14 protein-coding genes, 1 tRNA gene and 1 pseudogene are annotated in these 16,585 nt (G+C 69.4%); 9 read left to right on the top strand and 7 right to left on the bottom strand.

The annotated features are described in order from the left end of the window. Nucleotides 1-18 precede the first annotated feature (18 nt). Both JOB34_RS00980 and JOB34_RS00975 read right to left on the bottom strand, forming a co-directional pair. Nucleotides 19-92 (bottom strand) — tRNA-Gly (locus JOB34_RS00980). Between the two features lie 107 nt (nucleotides 93-199). After that, nucleotides 200-976 (bottom strand): DUF4352 domain-containing protein, encoded by a 777-nt coding sequence (locus JOB34_RS00975; protein WP_208050966.1) that lies wholly within the window; start codon nucleotides 974-976, stop codon nucleotides 200-202. A 172-nt stretch (nucleotides 977-1,148) separates the two neighbouring features. Between JOB34_RS00975 and JOB34_RS00970 the strand changes: the two genes are divergently transcribed. The 7 genes and pseudogenes from JOB34_RS00970 (at nucleotide 1,149) to JOB34_RS00940 (ending at nucleotide 8,813) form a co-directional block, all read left to right on the top strand. Next, nucleotides 1,149-2,456 (top strand): histidine kinase, encoded by a 1,308-nt coding sequence (locus tag JOB34_RS00970; RefSeq protein WP_208050965.1) that lies wholly within the window; start codon nucleotides 1,149-1,151, stop codon nucleotides 2,454-2,456. Then, complete coding sequence (locus JOB34_RS00965; RefSeq protein ID WP_208050964.1) at nucleotides 2,453-3,154, top strand: response regulator transcription factor; 702 nt, start codon at nucleotides 2,453-2,455, stop codon at nucleotides 3,152-3,154. The genes JOB34_RS00970 and JOB34_RS00965 overlap by 4 nt, the downstream gene beginning before the upstream one ends. Before the next feature lie 44 nt (nucleotides 3,155-3,198). Next, nucleotides 3,199-3,774 carry a dCTP deaminase gene (dcd, locus tag JOB34_RS00960; RefSeq protein ID WP_179478394.1) on the top strand — a complete coding sequence of 192 codons (576 nt, stop codon included), beginning with the start codon at nucleotides 3,199-3,201 and terminating at the stop codon, nucleotides 3,772-3,774. After that, entirely contained in the window at nucleotides 3,775-4,434 is a 660-nt protein-coding gene (locus tag JOB34_RS00955; RefSeq protein ID WP_208050963.1) for an alpha/beta hydrolase, read from the top strand. 31 nt (nucleotides 4,435-4,465) lie between these two features. Beyond that, on the top strand, nucleotides 4,466-5,113 hold the full coding sequence (locus JOB34_RS00950; protein ID WP_208050962.1) for a TetR/AcrR family transcriptional regulator: 648 nt from the start codon (nucleotides 4,466-4,468) through the stop codon (nucleotides 5,111-5,113). Nucleotides 5,114-5,116: 3 nt separating this feature from the next. Further along, a pseudogene (locus JOB34_RS00945) lies at nucleotides 5,117-6,855 on the top strand (ABC transporter ATP-binding protein). A gap of 23 nt (nucleotides 6,856-6,878) precedes the next feature. Continuing rightward, nucleotides 6,879-8,813 (top strand): ABC transporter ATP-binding protein, encoded by a 1,935-nt coding sequence (locus JOB34_RS00940; RefSeq protein ID WP_208051130.1) that lies wholly within the window; start codon nucleotides 6,879-6,881, stop codon nucleotides 8,811-8,813. Between the two features lie 29 nt (nucleotides 8,814-8,842). On the opposite strand, the gene JOB34_RS00935 is transcribed toward JOB34_RS00940, so the two are convergent. The 4 genes from JOB34_RS00935 to JOB34_RS00920 form a co-directional block, all read right to left on the bottom strand. Next, nucleotides 8,843-10,282, bottom strand: a complete 1,440-nt coding sequence (locus JOB34_RS00935; RefSeq protein WP_208050961.1) for an alpha/beta fold hydrolase — start codon at nucleotides 10,280-10,282, stop codon at nucleotides 8,843-8,845. Continuing rightward, nucleotides 10,282-10,917, bottom strand: a complete 636-nt coding sequence (locus tag JOB34_RS00930) for a hypothetical protein (protein WP_208050960.1) — start codon at nucleotides 10,915-10,917, stop codon at nucleotides 10,282-10,284. Before JOB34_RS00930 ends, JOB34_RS00935 begins: the two co-directional genes overlap by 1 nt. Beyond that, nucleotides 10,911-11,318 (bottom strand): hypothetical protein, encoded by a 408-nt coding sequence (locus JOB34_RS00925; RefSeq protein ID WP_208050959.1) that lies wholly within the window; start codon nucleotides 11,316-11,318, stop codon nucleotides 10,911-10,913. The genes JOB34_RS00930 and JOB34_RS00925 overlap by 7 nt, the downstream gene beginning before the upstream one ends. 113 nt (nucleotides 11,319-11,431) lie before the next feature. Then, nucleotides 11,432-13,711 carry a (Fe-S)-binding protein gene (locus JOB34_RS00920; protein ID WP_208050958.1) on the bottom strand — a complete coding sequence of 760 codons (2,280 nt, stop codon included), beginning with the start codon at nucleotides 13,709-13,711 and terminating at the stop codon, nucleotides 11,432-11,434. 205 nt (nucleotides 13,712-13,916) lie between these two features. On the opposite strand from JOB34_RS00920, the gene cysK reads away from it, so the two are divergent. Together cysK and epsC are read left to right on the top strand one after the other, a co-directional pair. Next, on the top strand, nucleotides 13,917-14,852 hold the full coding sequence (gene cysK, locus JOB34_RS00915; protein WP_208050957.1) for a cysteine synthase A: 936 nt from the start codon (nucleotides 13,917-13,919) through the stop codon (nucleotides 14,850-14,852). Between the two features lie 26 nt (nucleotides 14,853-14,878). After that, nucleotides 14,879-15,469: a serine O-acetyltransferase EpsC gene (epsC, locus tag JOB34_RS00910; protein WP_218883839.1), complete on the top strand. Its 591-nt coding sequence runs from the start codon at nucleotides 14,879-14,881 to the stop codon at nucleotides 15,467-15,469. Between the two features lie 80 nt (nucleotides 15,470-15,549). Here epsC and JOB34_RS00905 read toward each other — a convergent pair whose 3' ends face one another. Further along, the gene (locus tag JOB34_RS00905; RefSeq protein WP_208050956.1) at nucleotides 15,550-16,575 is read right to left on the bottom strand and encodes an aldo/keto reductase; all 1,026 of its coding nucleotides are present in this window, start codon (nucleotides 16,573-16,575) and stop codon (nucleotides 15,550-15,552) included. Nucleotides 16,576-16,585 lie beyond the last annotated feature (10 nt).

Below are 16,585 nucleotides of genomic sequence, written 5' to 3'. Positions count from 1 at the left end.
GCGGGCCTTTTCCACGTCTGGAGCGAGTGACGAGAATCGAACTCGCGTATTCAGCTTGGGAAGCTGATGTTCTACCATTGAACTACACTCGCGCGGCCCCAGACGATACACGTCGGCGGCCACCGGCCCGTTCAGGGCCCTCCCACGAACACCCCCTGGGGCGCCTCGCGGCGCCCCGCTCGTGACCTTCGCGCGACTCTCACCGCAGCGAGACCGTCGCACCGTCGGAGAAGAACGACGTGTCGTGCAACTCGATCGACACCGGTGTCGCTCCGATGGGCATGTCGAAGGCGAAGACACCGTGCGTGCTGTTGCCCGGGTTGATCTGGGAGAAGAGCACCTGGTTGCCGGTGATGTGGAGGTCGGCGGTGCTGTCGGCCTTGAACGTGCGGCCCTGGGAGTCCTTCACCTCCTGGTCGGAGTCGGACAGCGTCTGGGAGTCCTTGCCCAGGTTGGTGACCGTGACGGATACGAGCACGTACTGGCCCTGCGCCTTCTGACCCAGGTACTGGTTACCCACGCTGGACACGCCGGTGCGGACCCTGGTCACGACGAACTGCAGCTTGCCGTCCTTCACGGGGGTGTTGAGGCCCGGTGACTTCTTGGTCGAGGTGCTCTTCCTCGCCGAGGACTTCGGGGAGCTGGACGAACTCGAACTCGATGCGGAGGCCGACGACTGCGCACTGGTGGCGGCGGACGACGCGGCGGTGCCGGTCGCCGAGGGATCCGACGCCGAGCTCGACCCGCCTCCGTTCGCGACACCGGCGATGGTCCCGATCACGACCACCGCGCCGATGACGGTGATCACCTTGTGGCGCACGAACCAGTTGCGTTTCGCGTTCGGGGGCGGTGGCGGCGCGGGCGGGTTCCAGCTTCCGGGCGGTCCGCCCTGGCCTCCCTGCCCTCCCTGGCCGGGGTAGCCCGATCGGCCTGCGCCCGAACGGTCGTCGTGCGGCGGTGGGTAGTTCTGCGACATGGTGGTCTCCCCTGTGGAGTCGGTGACTGGATGACGCCAGTCCACTGCCGGCAGGGGGCACCGCACATCGCCCGACCGGGCACGACCCACCAGCCGATCGGGTGACTCGTCCGCGCGAAGACCATCCGATCGGTTGGCCACAGGTGTCGGCGGCGCCACCTAGATTGAGCGCGTGATCGCATCGGGGGAGTCCATGTCGTGGTGGCGCGCCCGGCTGCGCTGGAGCGTGCTGCGCACCACCCTCGTGCTCTTCACCGCCCTCATCACCGGTGTGCTCTCGCTGTCGGCGACCGGTGCCCGACGGACCGGCATCACCCAACAGGGCGCCACGGTGCCCACGAACGCGGTCGAGGGCATGTCCTTCGTCGTCGACCTCGCACTGCTGGTGCTCTTCGTATGGCGCCGACGGTGGCCCGTGCCGGTGACCCTCGCCGCCTGCGCGGCGACCATCGCGCTGCCGCTCGACGGGTTTCTGCCGCTGGTCGGTCTGGTCTCGGTGCTCGTGCTGGTCCGCGACTGGCGGGTGCCGGTGACCGCACTCGCGGTGGGTGCTGCCACGGTGGTGTGGGTCGCCCGGGACACCCGTGGTCGGTACCCGGTGCAGTCGTTCTGGCGGAGCATCTTCACCTATGGCCCGAACCGCGGATTCCCCTGGTGGCTGGTGCTTCTCATCGTGGTGGTGCTGGTGTCCGTCTCCGTCGCGACCGCCGTCGGTATCACCGCGCGGCGGCAGCTCGACGCGGCCGCCGAGACCGGCAACGCCTCTCAGCTCAAGCTGGACATCCTCGGCACCGAGGTCGCCCGGCAGGCCGAACGCGAGCGCATCGCACGAGAGGTGCACGACGTGCTCGGCCACCGCCTCTCCCTGCTCTCCCTGCACGCAGGTGCCCTCGAGGTGTCGGCGGGCAGCGACCCGCGGATGGCGCAGAGCGCGGCACTCGTGCGCGAGGGCGCCCAGCAGTCGATGGCCGATCTGCGCTCGCTGCTCAACGTGCTGCGGACACCCGACGCTCCGGACGTCACCCGGCAGGTGCGCACGGTCGCCGACCTGCCGACGCTGGTCACCGAGTCCCTGGATGCCGGCAACCCGGTGCTCTCCTCGATCTTCGTGGACCAGGCGGCCACCCTCGATCCGCACATCAGCCACAGCGCCTACCGCATCGTGCAGGAGCTGCTCACCAACGCGCGTCGGCACGCGCCGGGCACACCCGTCCGGCTGGAGGTCCGCGGTGGTCCGCAGACCGGCGTCGAGGTCGTGACCACCAACTGGTGCCGCCAGCACCCGCCACGGGCTCTGGTCGTCGGCAACGGCTTGACCGGTATCCGCGAACGCGTCGAGCAGTACGGCGGTCAGTTCCGGGCGTTCATCGATCCGCAGGGTGCCTTCCGGGTGGCCCTGCTGCTGCCCTGGACGTGGTCCGGCGAGCGAACGGACGCCCTGTCGGCGACCCGTGCTCCCACCTCGGAGCGACGCGCATGACCGCGAGTGACCGGGCTGTGACCTACGTGCCGCCGACACCCGACGGCCGGCACGTACGCGTGCTGCTCGTCGACGACGACCCCCTCGTCTGTCAGGGGTTGCAGATGATCCTGGAGGTGTCAGGGGACATCGACGTGATCGGTGTCGTGCACGACGGCGACCAGGCCGTCGCCGCGATCCAGCGGTCGACCCCGGACCTGGTGATGCTCGACGTCCGGATGCCCCGACTGGACGGGATCGGTGCCTGCGCGGCGATTCAGCAGCTGCCCTCCCCGCCGCCGGTCATCATGCTGACCACCTTCGATCTGGACGACGTGGTGGTGCGGTCGGTGCGTGCGGGTGCGGCGGGGTTCCTCCTGAAGACGGCCTCGCCGACCCAGATCGTCACCGCGGTGCGCGACGTGGACGCCGGCCGCGGAGCCCTGTCGGCGGCCAGCGTGCGTGCGGTGTTCGGCGAGCTGTCGGCGCCGGCGGCCCACGACCGGGAGGTCGCCCGGGCCGCGTTCGCGCAGCTGACCGAACGTGAGGCCGCCGTCGCCCGGCTGGTGGCGCGCGAGCTCAGCAACGCCGAGATCGCCCGGGAGCTCTACCTCAGCGATGCCACCGTCAAGAGCCACCTGTCCAGCGCCCAACTCAAGTTGGGGGTGCGCAACAGGGTGGGCGTCGCCGTCCTGGCGACGCTCGCCGCGGCCCGATGACCGTGGGCCGGCTCGTCGGCGCCGGGCACGGGTAGCCTCACCCCGTGCTCCTTTCAGACCGCGACATCCGCGCCCAGATCGACGCGGGACGGGTCCAGCTCGACCCCTACGACGCCGCGATGATCCAGCCGTCCAGCATCGACATCCGGATGGATCGCTTCTTCCGGCTCTTCGACAACCACAAGTACCCCTTCATCGACCCGGCCGCCGACCAGGAGGACTTGACGCGGCTGGTGGAGGTGGAGTCCGGTGAGCCCTTCGTGCTCCACCCGGGCGAGTTCGTGCTCGGGTCGACGTACGAGCGGGTCACCCTGCCCGACGACATCGCCGCACGGGTGGAGGGCAAGTCCAGCCTCGGACGGCTCGGCCTGCTGACCCACGCCACGGCCGGTTTCGTCGACCCCGGCTTCAACGGCCACGTCACCCTGGAGTTGTCGAACGTCGCCACGCTTCCGATCAAGCTGTGGCCGGGCATGAAGATCGGCCAGCTCTGCTTCTTCCAGCTGTCCTCGCCGGCCGAGAATCCTTACGGCAGCGCGAAGTACGGGTCGCACTACCAGGGCCAGCGAGGCCCTACCGCCAGCCGCTCCTTCAGCAACTTCCACCGCACGCAGGTCTAGGTGGCGCGCACCGAGGTCGGACCCGAGCACGAGGGTGCGCAGCCGCACCTGGTCCTGCCCGCCGGGCGTCGTGCGCAGGGTGTGGTGCTCGCGCTGCACGGTGGTGCACCACGCAGCACGGTCGCCACGCCGTCGTTGGACCCGGGCTACCTGCGGTTGGTGCTCGCTGCCCGGTCCATCACCGCCCGTAGTCGAGGGCGGCTCGCAGTTGTGTTGTTGCGCAACGCGGTTCGAGGCTGGAACGGCGCCATGGGATCACCGGTGCTCGACGCCGACTGGGCTCTGGACCGGCTGGCGGCGACCTACCCCGGCCTCCCGATCGGGCTGCTCGGACATTCGCTCGGCGGGCGGACCGCGTTCGCCCTGGTGCACCGTCCCGAGGTCCGCAGCCTGGTCGCACTTGCTCCCTGGATGTCCGACGCGTACGACGCGCACGACTTCCTCGGTACGCCCACGCTGATCGTGCACGGCAAGATCGACACGATGACCAACGCCGATGCGTCGCAGGACCTCGTACGTCGCATCCGAAGTCTGGGGGGCGACGCGCGGTTCGAGTCGGTGCCCGGATCGCACCCGCTGCTGTGGAGGTCTGGACGGATCCACTCGATGGCCCGCACCTTCTTGTCCACGACGCTGAGGGCGGCTGAAAACCGGGTGTGAGTGAGTGCTCACTCATGCTAGCGTGCTCGAGATGACCGACACCGTGCGAGCGCGCCGCGCACCGGCGATGAGCCCGCAGGAACGCCGAGACGCCATCGTCGTCGCGACGGTGGCAGCGATCCGTGAGTGCGAGACGATGCCGACGACCCGACAGATCGCCCACGCCGCCGGGGTGGCGGAGGGCACCATCTTCCGGGTGTTCGACACCAAGGACGACCTGCGCACGGCGGTCCTGCAGCGCACGTTCGACCCGACTCCGCTCTTCGAGAGGCTGGGGGAGATCGACGCCGCACGGTCGTTGCGCCCGATCCTCATCGACATCGTCGAGCTGCTGCACGAACGTCTGACCAGCACGTTCACGGTCATGCGAGCGCTCGGCCTGAGCGCACCACCCGCGGAGGCGATCGGCACCTCGGCCGAGAAGGTCCGTGCCGACACCGCGCAGCTGCTCCGTCGTCTACTCGAGCCCCATCAGGCCGAACTCACCATGTCCGCCGAGCATTTCGGGCACATCCTGCGCATGCTCGCGTTCGCGGGAAGCCACCGCGACATCACGCACGGCCGGATGCTGACGGCCGAGGAGACGGTGGACGTGCTCCTGTACGGGGCGCTGCGGCGTCCCCAGTGCCCCGCCCCCGGCATGAGCTCACCGCACGCACGCCCCAGGAAGGGGACCTGATCCATGCTGCTCGGTCTCGTCCGTCGCCATCTGCGGCCGTTCCTCGGCCTGCTGGGTGCCCTCGCCGCCGCACAGCTGGCGAGTGTCGTCTGCCAGCTGTACCTGCCGAGCCTGAACGCCGACATCCTGGACAAGGGCGTCGCCCGCGGCGACACCACCTACATCTGGCATCTCGGTGGATGGATGCTGGCGATCACCGTGGTCCAGGTGGGCGCGGCGATCACCGCCGCGTTCTTCGGGTCCACGATCGCCATGTCGTTCGGCCGCGACGTACGAGGCGCGATCTTCGCCCAGGTCTCACGGTTCTCCGCGCGCGAGGTCAACCAGTTCGGTGCTCCCACCCTGATCACCCGCAACACCAACGACGTGCAGCAGGTGCAGCTGGTGGTGTTGATGGCGTGCACGCTGATGGTGTCGGCGCCCATCATGATGGTCGGCGGCATCTTCATGGCGTTGCGCGAGGATGCTCCGCTGGCGCCCCTGATGGTGGCCGCCATGGTGGTCCTCGGCATCGCGGTCGGGCTGATCGTGCGCCGGATGATCCCCGGGTTCCGGCTGATGCAGAAGCGCGTCGACGGGGTCAACCGCGTGATCCGAGAACACCTCTCGGGAGTTCGGGTCATCCGGGCCTTCGTGCGGGAGCCGTACGAGAAGGAGCGCTTCGCTGTCGCGAACGATGAGCTGACGCAGGCCTCCATCCGCGTCGGCCGGCTGATGGCCGCACTGTTCCCGACCGTGTTCATGGTGATGAACGTGTCGACGGTCGGCGTGTGGTGGTTCGGCGGGCACCAGGTCGACGCGGGCACGATCCAGATCGGCTCGCTCACCGCGTACATGACCTATCTGATCCAGATCCTGATGTCGGTGATGATGGCGACCTTCATGGTCATGATGGTGCCGCGGGCGGCGGTCGCCGCGGAGCGGATCGAGGGGGTGCTGCAGACGGAACCGTCCGTGCACCCGCCCGTTCACGTGGTGGAGCCGGAGCAGATCCGTGGGGTGGTGCGCTTCGAGGACGTCGAGATGCAGTATCCGGGCGCCGACAAGCCGGTGCTCTGCGGCGTCGATCTCGTGGCCCGCCCGGGTCAGACCGTCGCGATCATCGGCTCGACCGGCTCGGGCAAGTCCACTCTGATCTCCCTGGTGGCGCGGTTGTTCGACACCACCCACGGCACGGTGAGCATCGACGGCGTCGACGTGCGCGACATGGACCCGACAAGCTGTGGGGACACCTCGGCATCGTGCCGCAGCGGCCCTACCTCTTCAGCGGGACCGTGGCCTCCAACATGCGCTACGGCAACCCCGACGCCACCGACGAGCAGATCTGGGACGCGCTCGCCATCGCCCAGGCCACCGGCTTCGTCCGTGGGCTCGACGGGCAGCTCGAGGCGTCGGTGAACCAGGGCGGCACCAACCTGTCCGGTGGTCAGCGCCAACGACTGTGCATCGCGCGGGCGCTGGTCGCGCATCCGCGGATCTACCTGTTCGACGACGCGTTCTCCGCGCTCGATCTGGCCACGGACCGCCGGCTGCGCACCGCGCTCGCGCCGCACGTGCGGGACGCCACGGTCTTCGTCGTGGCACAGCGGATCTCCACGATCGCCGATGCCGATCAGATCGTGGTGCTGGACGGTGGACGAATGGTGGGGATCGGCACCCACGAGGAGCTGGCGCGGAACTGCCCGACCTACCAGGAGATCGTCGAGTCGCAGCGAGCCGAGGAAGTGGGGAGCGTCGCGTGAGCGCACAGCCGAAGGACGCACCGATGCGTCGGCCGCGGGGACCGTCCATGGGAGTGGGCGCCGGGGAGAAGACGCAGGACTTCACCGGGTCGGGTCGCCGCCTGCTCGGACTCCTCAGACCCGAGCGCCGCACCATGTATCTCGTCCTGGTGCTCACCGTCTGCACCGTCACCCTCAGCGTGATCGGACCGCGGATCCTCGGGAAGGCCGTGGACGCGATCAACTCCGGCGCCATCGCGCGGCACCTGCCGGCGGGGTCGAGCAAGGCGGCCGTGGTCGCGGGCCTGCGGGCGAGGGGCCAGTCGACGTACGCCGACATGATCGAGCGACTGCACCTGGTGCCGGGCGTGGGCATCGACTTCGGACACGTGGCACGCATCCTGCTGCTGGTCCTCGCGTGCTACGTGGTGTCGGCGGGCACCCAGCTGATCCAGGCGCGGATGCTGAACCGGGCCATCCAGCTCACGATGAACCGGCTGCGCCACGACGTCGAGGACAAGGTCGGCCGGGTGCCGTTGCGGCACCTGGACGGTCAGCCGCGCGGGGAGCTGCTCTCACGGGTCACCAACGACATCGACAACATCGGCCAGTCGATGCAGCAGACGCTCAGCCAACTGCTGGTCAACGGGCTCACCATCATCGGCGTGATCGTGATGATGCTGACCATCTCGTGGTGGCTCACGCTCATCGCGATGATCGCGATCCCGTTGGTGCTGCTCGTGACCCGCCAGGTGATGAAGCGCTCGCAACGCTTCTTCGTGGCGCAGTGGAAGCACACGGGCGAGCTGAACGGGCAGATCGAGGAGACCTACAGCGGGCACGAGTTGGTCAAGGTCTTCGGGCGGACCCCGCAGGTGCGCGCGCGTTTCGATGAGAAGAACGGCGAACTGATGCGGGTGAGCCAGCGGGCTCAGTTCGTGAGCAGCCTGGTCATGCCGATCATGATGTTCGTGGGCAACCTGCAGTACGTCGTGGTGTGCGTCCTCGGCGGACTGCGCGTCGCGTCCGGGACGATGACGCTCGGTGAGGTCACGGCGTTCGTGCAGTACACCCGCCAGTTCACCCAACCGCTCACCCAGTTGGCGTCGATGGTCAACCTGATGCAGTCGGGGGTGGCCAGTGCGGAGCGGGTCTTCGAGGTGCTGGACGCACCCGAGGAGACCGACGACGGGTCGGCTTCGCTGGGCACCACCCAGGGCCGAGTCGAGTTCGACGACGTGTCGTTCGGGTACGAGCCCGCGCGGCCGCTCATCGAGCACCTGTCGCTGCAGGTCACCCCGGGCAGCACGGTCGCGATCGTCGGCCCGACCGGTGCGGGCAAGACCACCCTCGTCAACCTGGTCATGCGGTTCTACGAGTTGACCTCCGGGCGCATCCTGCTGGACGACGTCGACATCGCGACGGTCCCGCGAGCGGAGCTGCGTTCCCGGATCGGCATGGTGCTGCAGGACACCTGGCTCTTTCACGGCACCATCTGGGACAACATCGCGTACGGCCGGCTCGGTGCGAGCGATGAGGAGATCCTGGCGGCGGCGCAGGCGACGTTCGTGGACCGTTTCGCCCGCGCGCTGCCGGACGGCTACGACACGGTCATCGACGAGGAGGCTTCGAACCTGTCCTCCGGCGAGCGGCAGCTGATCACCATCGCACGGGCATTCCTGGCCGATCCGGCGTTGCTGATCCTCGACGAAGCGACCTCCTCTGTCGACACCCGCACCGAGGTGATGCTGCAGCAGGCCATGGCGGCGCTCCGCTCCGAGCGCACGAGTTTCGTGATCGCCCACCGTCTCTCGACCATCCGGGACGCTGACACCATCCTGGTGATGGAGCACGGCTCGATCGTGGAGCAGGGCAGCCACGATGAGCTGATGAAGGCGCGGGGCGCCTACTACCGGCTCTACATGTCGCAGTTCGAGGGCGCGGTCATCGAGCAGGAGAGCGAGCCGGCCGGCGTGTGAGACCTGCGGTCCGCATCGATCTTCCCGCGTCATCGGTGCAGTTTGTAGTCGTAGCGGACATCGGTGCCGTCCATGAATCCCTCGGTCTCGGCGTACCACCGCTTCACCAGGGGATCGGTGCTGTCGCGGCCCAGATCGCGGCGGGCGCTGTCGGCGTAGAGGTCCGGGTCGTGCTGGACGATGGGGTCGTGGTCGCCCGGACGCATCCGCGACCTGGGGTCGATCCGGATGTACGTGCGGTTGACGGCGTCCGGTTCCCCCGCCGCATCGAGGCGGGGGACCAGGTCGGAGGTGTGCTCGATGGACAGCGCCCGGACCGATCCCGGCACGGCGATCCGGGACGTCGGCGCCGCGACGGTGATCAGTCGGGTGACCCGGAACCTGGTCCGGAACTGCGAATTCTGTGCGAGGCGCGCGGCCACGATGCCGCCCTGGCTGTGGCCCACCAGCATGACCGGTTCCGAGCCGGGCGTGACGCCTTGGGCTCTCATCGCGGCCGCGAGGGCAGCGCTGATCGCCGGATAGAGGCTGCTCGGCACATCGGCCAGGCTGCGTACGTTCGCCGTGGCGTCCGACGGGTCGCGCGGCATCTTGACGCCCCAGTTCTGAGTGCCGGGGAGGTCGACCACCCAGTGGCCCCTGCCCTGCGCGTCGATCCGACAGTGCACGCTGAGGAGAGACCGGCGCGCGTTTCCGGCTCGCTCCGCCCATGCATCGTCGGCGACCAGCGTGCCGATGCTGCCCTTGGTGCGGGGACCGGCACTCGTGTGGGTGCCCGCCGCCGTCACCGTCAGCTTCGTGGAATCGAGCAGGTATCCGTGAGCGGTCGCGATGCCCAGGATCGCGGCGACCTGGTGGTCGAAGTCGCCCCGGTCGCCCAGCACGTAGGCCACGAGGCGTGCCGACCGCACCGCGTCATCGGTCAGGGACGGATCGTCATAGGCGGCACGGGAGATCGCGGAGGTGAAGCAGCGCTCGTACGCCGTCACCGGGTCGATGCGCGGATGTGCCGGGTCCCGCAGCGTTGCGAGGCTGTAGTCGCGGTAGGTCAACGCCGCCGCCGCACCTGCCGCGCTCCCGACGGCGGACACAACGTGCGGTAGGGCGACCCCGAAGTGGTAGGCGGTGAGGGCATCGGCGACCGCGGCGTCCCGCGTCCGGTAGTAGTCGACCGACAGGCGCACCCCTCGCGCCATCAGCTCCAGATCGGCGCAGAGCACGACGAGCCCGTGCGGGCCGATCGTCAGGGCCACCGTGCGCTCGCCGATTTGGACGGCGGTGCCCGGCGACATCAGCGTCCCGGTGACCGGCAGGCGGGCGATCGTCATCGTCAGATCGGTCGACAGCGCCCGGGCGTGGTCGCCGGCGGTGTCGAGCAGTCGGGCGCTGGTGAGCATGTCGTCGTAGTGGGCATGGGTGGACGCCGCACCGCCGCCGGAGCGGTATGCCCCGTCCCCGGATGCCGACATCACCGTGTCGAGTTCGCCAGCGCGGCTGCCGCCAGACAGACGTCCCGCAGGTGCGTCCCGACCTCGATCAGCCCGGCCGGTCGCATCGACAGTCCGTCGTGGGTCTCTTCCAGGTGACCCCAGCCGCACGTCAGGCCGACCAGGTGGACGCCCAACCGGGTCCGGTCCTCGTCGCTGACCAGCACCAGGAATGCGGCGGACACCCCGTGGGCCAGGTCCCCCAGCCACGGGGGTACGCGATCGAGCCGCGCCACCTGCAGGGCATCGAGCACGCCGTCGACGCCACCCGCCCGGATGTCGTCGACGAGCACGAGGGCGTCCGGCACCGGTACCGGGCGGCCCACGAAGCGCGGTGTGGGCGGCACCGAGGTCGCCCGGCCGAGCGCTGCCAGTATCGCGGACAGTTCCTCCGGTAGTTCGTGTGCCGGCCCGATCATGGCGGTGACCGTGTCACCGCCGATCACGCCGCCGGCCATCACGAAGTCGTCGCCGTCGTACGCCGCGTTCATCGTGATCACCCGGGTCTGCGTCGCCGCGATAGCACGCACCTGCGGGACCGCGGACCCCAGGAACGCGATCACCCGGGCGGCCTCGTCGCCGGCTGCCGGCAGTTCGACGGCCTCGACACTCACCACGGCGGGCTCACCGCATGCAGCACCCAGCCACCCGTGTCGTCCCACACGTGTCTCGCGTCGCTGGCCACCGTTGCGGCATCGTGCACCGTCCTACGCGCGTCGTCCACGACGGTCACGGCCGTGTTCGTCACCGCGAGAGCGGCTCTGGCCAGTGCCGCTTCATGCGACTCGACGTGGAGGGCGTGGTTGAGCAGCAGGGTGCCGAGGTCCTCGAGTGCGCCGGCACACCGCAGGAACGCGCCGTGCTGCACCCCCAGCTGGGTCCGGAAGCGCTGCGCGCCCAGGCTCTCCCACCGCGCGTGCCCGGCTCCGGTCACGGCGACCGATGCCGCCCGGGCACGGGCGGCCAGGCCGCTCACGATGCGGGCCGCGGCCCTGATCTGCTCCGGATCCGTTGACATGGCCGAGAGCCTCGCCCCGGGTGCCCGGCCCGCGCAGTCACCAACTCCGCGGGTGTGGACGACCGATCTGCCGTGCCGGGGATGTGCACGAACCTTCGCCCCTCAGGGACCGCTCAAGCGGGTTGCGGTGCATCCTCGCTGCGCTCCGGGCGCTCCTGCTGACCGTCGCCCCCGCGGCGCACAGCCGCCAGCAGCATGTTCGCCACGTCCACCACCTCGACCTCTTCGCGGGCGTCGCCGTTGGCTTGTTCCGCGGTCAGACCGTCGGTCATCATCACCCGGCAGAACGGGCAGCCGATCGCGATGCGGTCCGCCCCCGTCGCGACGGCCTCCTTGGTGCGGTTGAGGTTGATGCGAGTGCCGAGCTTCTCCTCCATCCACATGCGTGCGCCGCCGGCGCCGCAGCAGAAGGAGGTGATACCGGAGCGCTCCATCTCCTTGAGCTCGACACCGGGCAGCGCGCCGATCAGCTCGCGCGGCGCGGCGTACACGTTGTTGTGCCGACCGAGGTAGCACGGGTCGTGGTAGGTGACGGTCGACGCCGTCGAGGCCACACCCGAGGTGTCGGCCTGGTCCGGGCGGGCCACCGGCACCAGCTGCTTGTCGCGCACCAGCCGGTTCAGCAGCTGGGTGTGGTGTACGACCTCGTAGTTGCCGCCCATCTGCGGGTACTCGTTCTTGAGGGTGTTGAAGCAGTGCGCGCAGGTGACCACGATCTTGGTCGCGCCCGCCTCGTTCAGCACCTCGACGTTCTGACTGGCGAGGGCCTGGAAGAGCATCTCGTTGCCCGCGCGGCGTGCGGGGTCACCGGTGCAGGACTCGCCGTCACCGAGGACGGCGAAGGACACGCCCGCCGTGTCGAGCAGCTCCGCGACCGCGCGCGTCGTCTTCTTGGCGCGGTCCTCGTACGCGCCTGCGCACCCCACCCAGAAGAGGTAGTCGACCTCGGACAGCGACTCGACGTCCTGGCCGAAGACCTTGACCTCGAACGGCAGACCTTTGGCCCAGTCCAGCCGCGCGCGGGCCGACATACCCCACGGGTTGGCCTTGTTCTCCAGGTTCTTGAAGAGGCCGGACAGCTCGTTCGGGAACGCCGACTCGATGAGCACCTGGTTGCGCCGCATGTCGACGATGTGGTCGACGTGCTCGATGTCGACGGGGCACTGCTCTACGCAGGCGCCGCAGGTGGTGCACGACCAGAGCACGTCCTGGTCAATGACGGCATCCGGTCCGTGCGGGTTGTACGCCGTCAGCGGGTTCGCCACGTCGTACCCGGTCTCGCCGATGAGCGGCAGGTCGGCCAGCGCAGCGGTCGCCGCGGGGAGGTCGGCGCGCGCCGACTCCGCCGCCAGCAGGTACGGCGCCTTGGCGGCCGAGTGGTCGCGCAGCGTCATCATCAGCAGTTTGGGCGACAGCGGCTTCTCGGTGTTCCAGGCCGGGCACTGGCTCTGGCAGCGGCCGCACTCGGTGCAGGTGGAGAAGTCGAGCAGGCCCTTCCAGGTGAAGTCCTCGACCTTGCCGACGCCGAGCACGGCGTCCTCGTCGAGGTCCTCGAGGGACTCCATCGTGACCGGCTCACCGTCGACCACCATCGGCTGCAGCCCGCCCAGCGCGGTGCGGCCGGTGGCCTCGCGCTTGAACCAGATGTTCGGGAACGCCAGGAAGCGGTGCCAGGCGACACCCATCGTCGTGTTGAGCGAGATGGTGATCATCCAGGCCATCGAGATCACGATCTTGATGGTCGCGATGACCACGATCAGCGCCTTGATGGTGTGGTGCGGCAGACCGCCGAACGCGTCGCCGATGAAGAACGTCAACGGGTAGTGGAACGCGCTGGCACCCGCGTCGACCTTGTACTCCAGGCCGCGCAGCGCGAGCACGCAGAGCACGACGCCGAGGATCGTGAGCTCGACGTAATAGGCCTGCCAGAACGTCGACCCGAAGAAGCGCGACCAGCGCCCGTCGCGGCCGGTGGCGCGCGCCGGGTGCAGCTTGCGGCGGTTGTAGATGAGGTAGCAGATGCCGATCAGGCCGCCCCAGGAGAAGAACTCCGCGAACCACTCGTAGAGGAAGAAGTGGCCGAGCACCGGGATCGTCCAGGTCGGGTCGAAGATCTGGCCGTACGCGGTGAGCAGCGTGAAGAAGAGCAGCCCGAAGGAGATCATCGTGAACCAGTGGGCCGCGGCGACCACGGGCAGCCGCGACATCCGGGTGTGCCCGAGGAACTCCCGCAGCAGCGTGACCGTGCGCGCGCCCGGCCGGTCGGTGCGGGTGACGGGCCGTCCGACGCGGAACGTCGTGAGCATCCGGCGTACGGCGCGCACCAGCAGCACCAGGCCCGCCAGCGAGATGGCGGTCACGATCACGCCGGCCACGATCTGCAGTGCTGACATGGTCGCGATCCTACTGACGAGCTACTGAGCGGTACGCCGGGCACCGGGCTGGTGGGCAGATGGACCCGGCAGTAACCCGCCCCCGCGAGCCCCCAGCTTGCGAGGGTGATAACGGCCTGTTGGAATAGGCATAACCACGCGGCGGTTGCCGCAGATGCAGGCCTCAAACGCCCCGTGACGGGGCCACGACCCGAAGGCGGATCGCATGCCCATTCTCGACGACGTCACCCAGGCGATCGGCAACACGCCGCTGGTCCGGATCAACCGGATCATCGACACGGCCGACAGCGGCACCGTCGTCGCGGCGAAGCTGGAGTTCCAGAACCCCGGTGCCTCCGTGAAGGACCGTATCGGCGCGGCCATCATCAAGGCGGCCGAGGACAGCGGCGAGCTGAAGCCGGGCGGCACGATCGTCGAGGCCACCTCCGGCAACACCGGCATCGCGCTCGCCATGGTCGGCGCCGCCAAGGGGTACGACGTGGTCCTGGCCATGCCGGAGAGCATGAGCAAGGAGCGCCGCGCGCTGCTGCGCGGCTTCGGCGCGGAGCTGATTCTCACCCCCGCGGCCGAGGGCATGAAGGGCGCCGTCGCCCGCGCCGAGCAGATCGCCCAGGAGCGCGGCGGGGTCCTGGCCCGCCAGTTCGCCAACAAGGCCAACCCCGAGGTGCACCGTCGTACGACCGCCGAGGAGATCTGGCGCGACACCGACGGCAAGGTCGACATCGTCGTCGCCGGCATCGGCACCGGTGGCACCATCACCGGCGTCGGTCAGGTGCTGAAGGAGCGTAAGCCGAGCGTGCAGATGATCGCCGTGGAGCCCGAGGAGTCCCCGATCCTGAACGGCGGCCAGCCCGGCCCCCACAAGATCCAGGGCCTCGGTGCCAACTTCGTGCCGGAGATCCTCGACCGCGAGATCTACGACGAGGTCATCGACATCAACGCGCAGACCTCCGTGGAGTGGGCTCGCAAGGCCGCCCGCGAGGAGGGCCTGCTCGTCGGGCTGTCCTCCGGCACGGCGCTGGCCGCCGCCGCCCAGGTGGCCGCCCGGCCGGAGAACGCCGGCAAGACCATCGTGGTCATCATCCCGAGCTTCGGCGAGCGCTACCTGTCCACCATCCTCTTCGAGGGTCTGGTCGACTGACGGTGCCCACCCTCACCGACGGCCAGCTGTCCCGCGGGCTGCGCGGCACGTACGCCGCGTTCCTGCAGGACGTGGACGCGGCGATCGCCCGGGACCCGGCCGCCACCTCCCGGGTAGAGATGGTGCTGACGTCGCCGGGCCTGCAGGCGGTCTGGATGCACCGCGCGGCCCACCGGATGTGGTCCCGCGGCGGTCGCTGGCGGCTGCCGGCCCGGTTGGTCTCGCAGGCTGCCCGGGCGGCGACCGGGGTGGAGATCCACCCGGGCGCGACGATCGGCAAGCGTCTCTTCATCGACCACGGGATGGGTGTGGTCATCGGGGAGACCGCCGAGGTGGGCGATGACGTGCTGCTCTACCACGGCGTGACGCTGGGCGGTCGTTCGCTGAATCGTGTCAAGCGCCACCCGACCGTCGGGGACCGCGTCACCATCGGTGCGGGCGCCCGGGTGCTCGGCCCGATCCGGGTCGGTCCGGAGGCGCAGATCGGCGCGAACGCCGTGGTGGTCAAGGACGTTCCGCCGCGGGCGGTCGCGACCGGCATACCGGCCAAGGTGCGGTTCGTGCACGCGGGCGACGACCCGTACGACGTGTGGGCGGATCCGGCCATCCATATCTGACCCAGATCCGAGCAGCTGCGGAGCAGAGTCGCGCCGATCAGCTGTCGGCATCGACCGCCGTCGCGTCGGGAACGTCACGATCAGGCGGCTGAGCGCTCTGCGGCGGGGCGTCGGCGCATGGTCTGGTCGCCGACCGCAGGCCCGCGGTAGACCATGTCCATCGCGCCGATGCTCTCCCCGGGCGGGACGATCGCGTCGATACGGTCGAGCACGTCGTCCAAGAGCTCCAGGTCCACCCCGGCGAGGGTGTCCTCGAGCTGCTCCATCGTGCGTGGCCCGGCGATGGCGGACGTGACGCCCGGGTGGGCGATGGCGAACGCCATCGCGAGGTGCGTGATCTTCACGCCGAGGTCGTCGGACAGCGCGATGAGCTGCTCGACGGCAGCGAGGCGCCGTTCGTCCCGGAAGTGGCGCATGCTGGTACGCGCCGAGCGGAAGTTGTCGTTGTCCTGGTTCGCCCGGTAGCGGCCGGTGAGGGTGCCGCCGGCGAGCGGGCTGTAGACGAGCGTGCCCATTCCGTAGCGTTCGGCAACCGGGAGGATCTCCCTCTCGATCTCGCGGTCCAGGATCGAGTAGTTCGGCTGCTCGGTGCGGAACCGTTCGAATCCCCGCCGCTCGGACATCCATTGGGCCTCGACGATCTCCGACCCACGCATCGACGACGTGCCGATCGCGCGGACCTTTCCCTGACGCACGAGGTCGGTGAGCGCTGAGAGGGTCTCGTCGATGTCCGTGTCCGGGTCGGGCCGGTGCAGCTGGTAGAGGTCGATGTGGTCGGTCTGCAGGCGGCGCAGCGAACGCTCGACGGCCTGCATGATCCACCGACGGGAGGCGCCCCGATGGTTGACGTCGTCGTCGACGGGTCCCCAGAACTTCGTGGCGAGAACGACCTCGTCGCGCCGGCCCTTCAGTGCCTCGCCGACCACTTCCTCGGAGTCCCCGTAGCGGTCGGCGGTGTCGACGAAGTTGATGCCGGCGTCCAGCGCTCGGTGGATGATGCGGATCCCGTCCTGGCGGTCGGGGTTTCCGAGCGAGCCGAGCATCATCGCGCCGAGGGCGTAGGGAGTGACCTTGATGCCGGTGCGGCCGAGTGTGCGGTACTTCATCCGAGTGCTC

Origin of the sequence: Allobranchiibius sp. GilTou38 (assembly GCF_017565325.1) — a bacterium.
Classification (GTDB): domain Bacteria; phylum Actinomycetota; class Actinomycetes; order Actinomycetales; family Dermatophilaceae; genus Allobranchiibius; species Allobranchiibius huperziae.
This window is presented reverse-complemented; position numbering and strand designations above follow the sequence as displayed.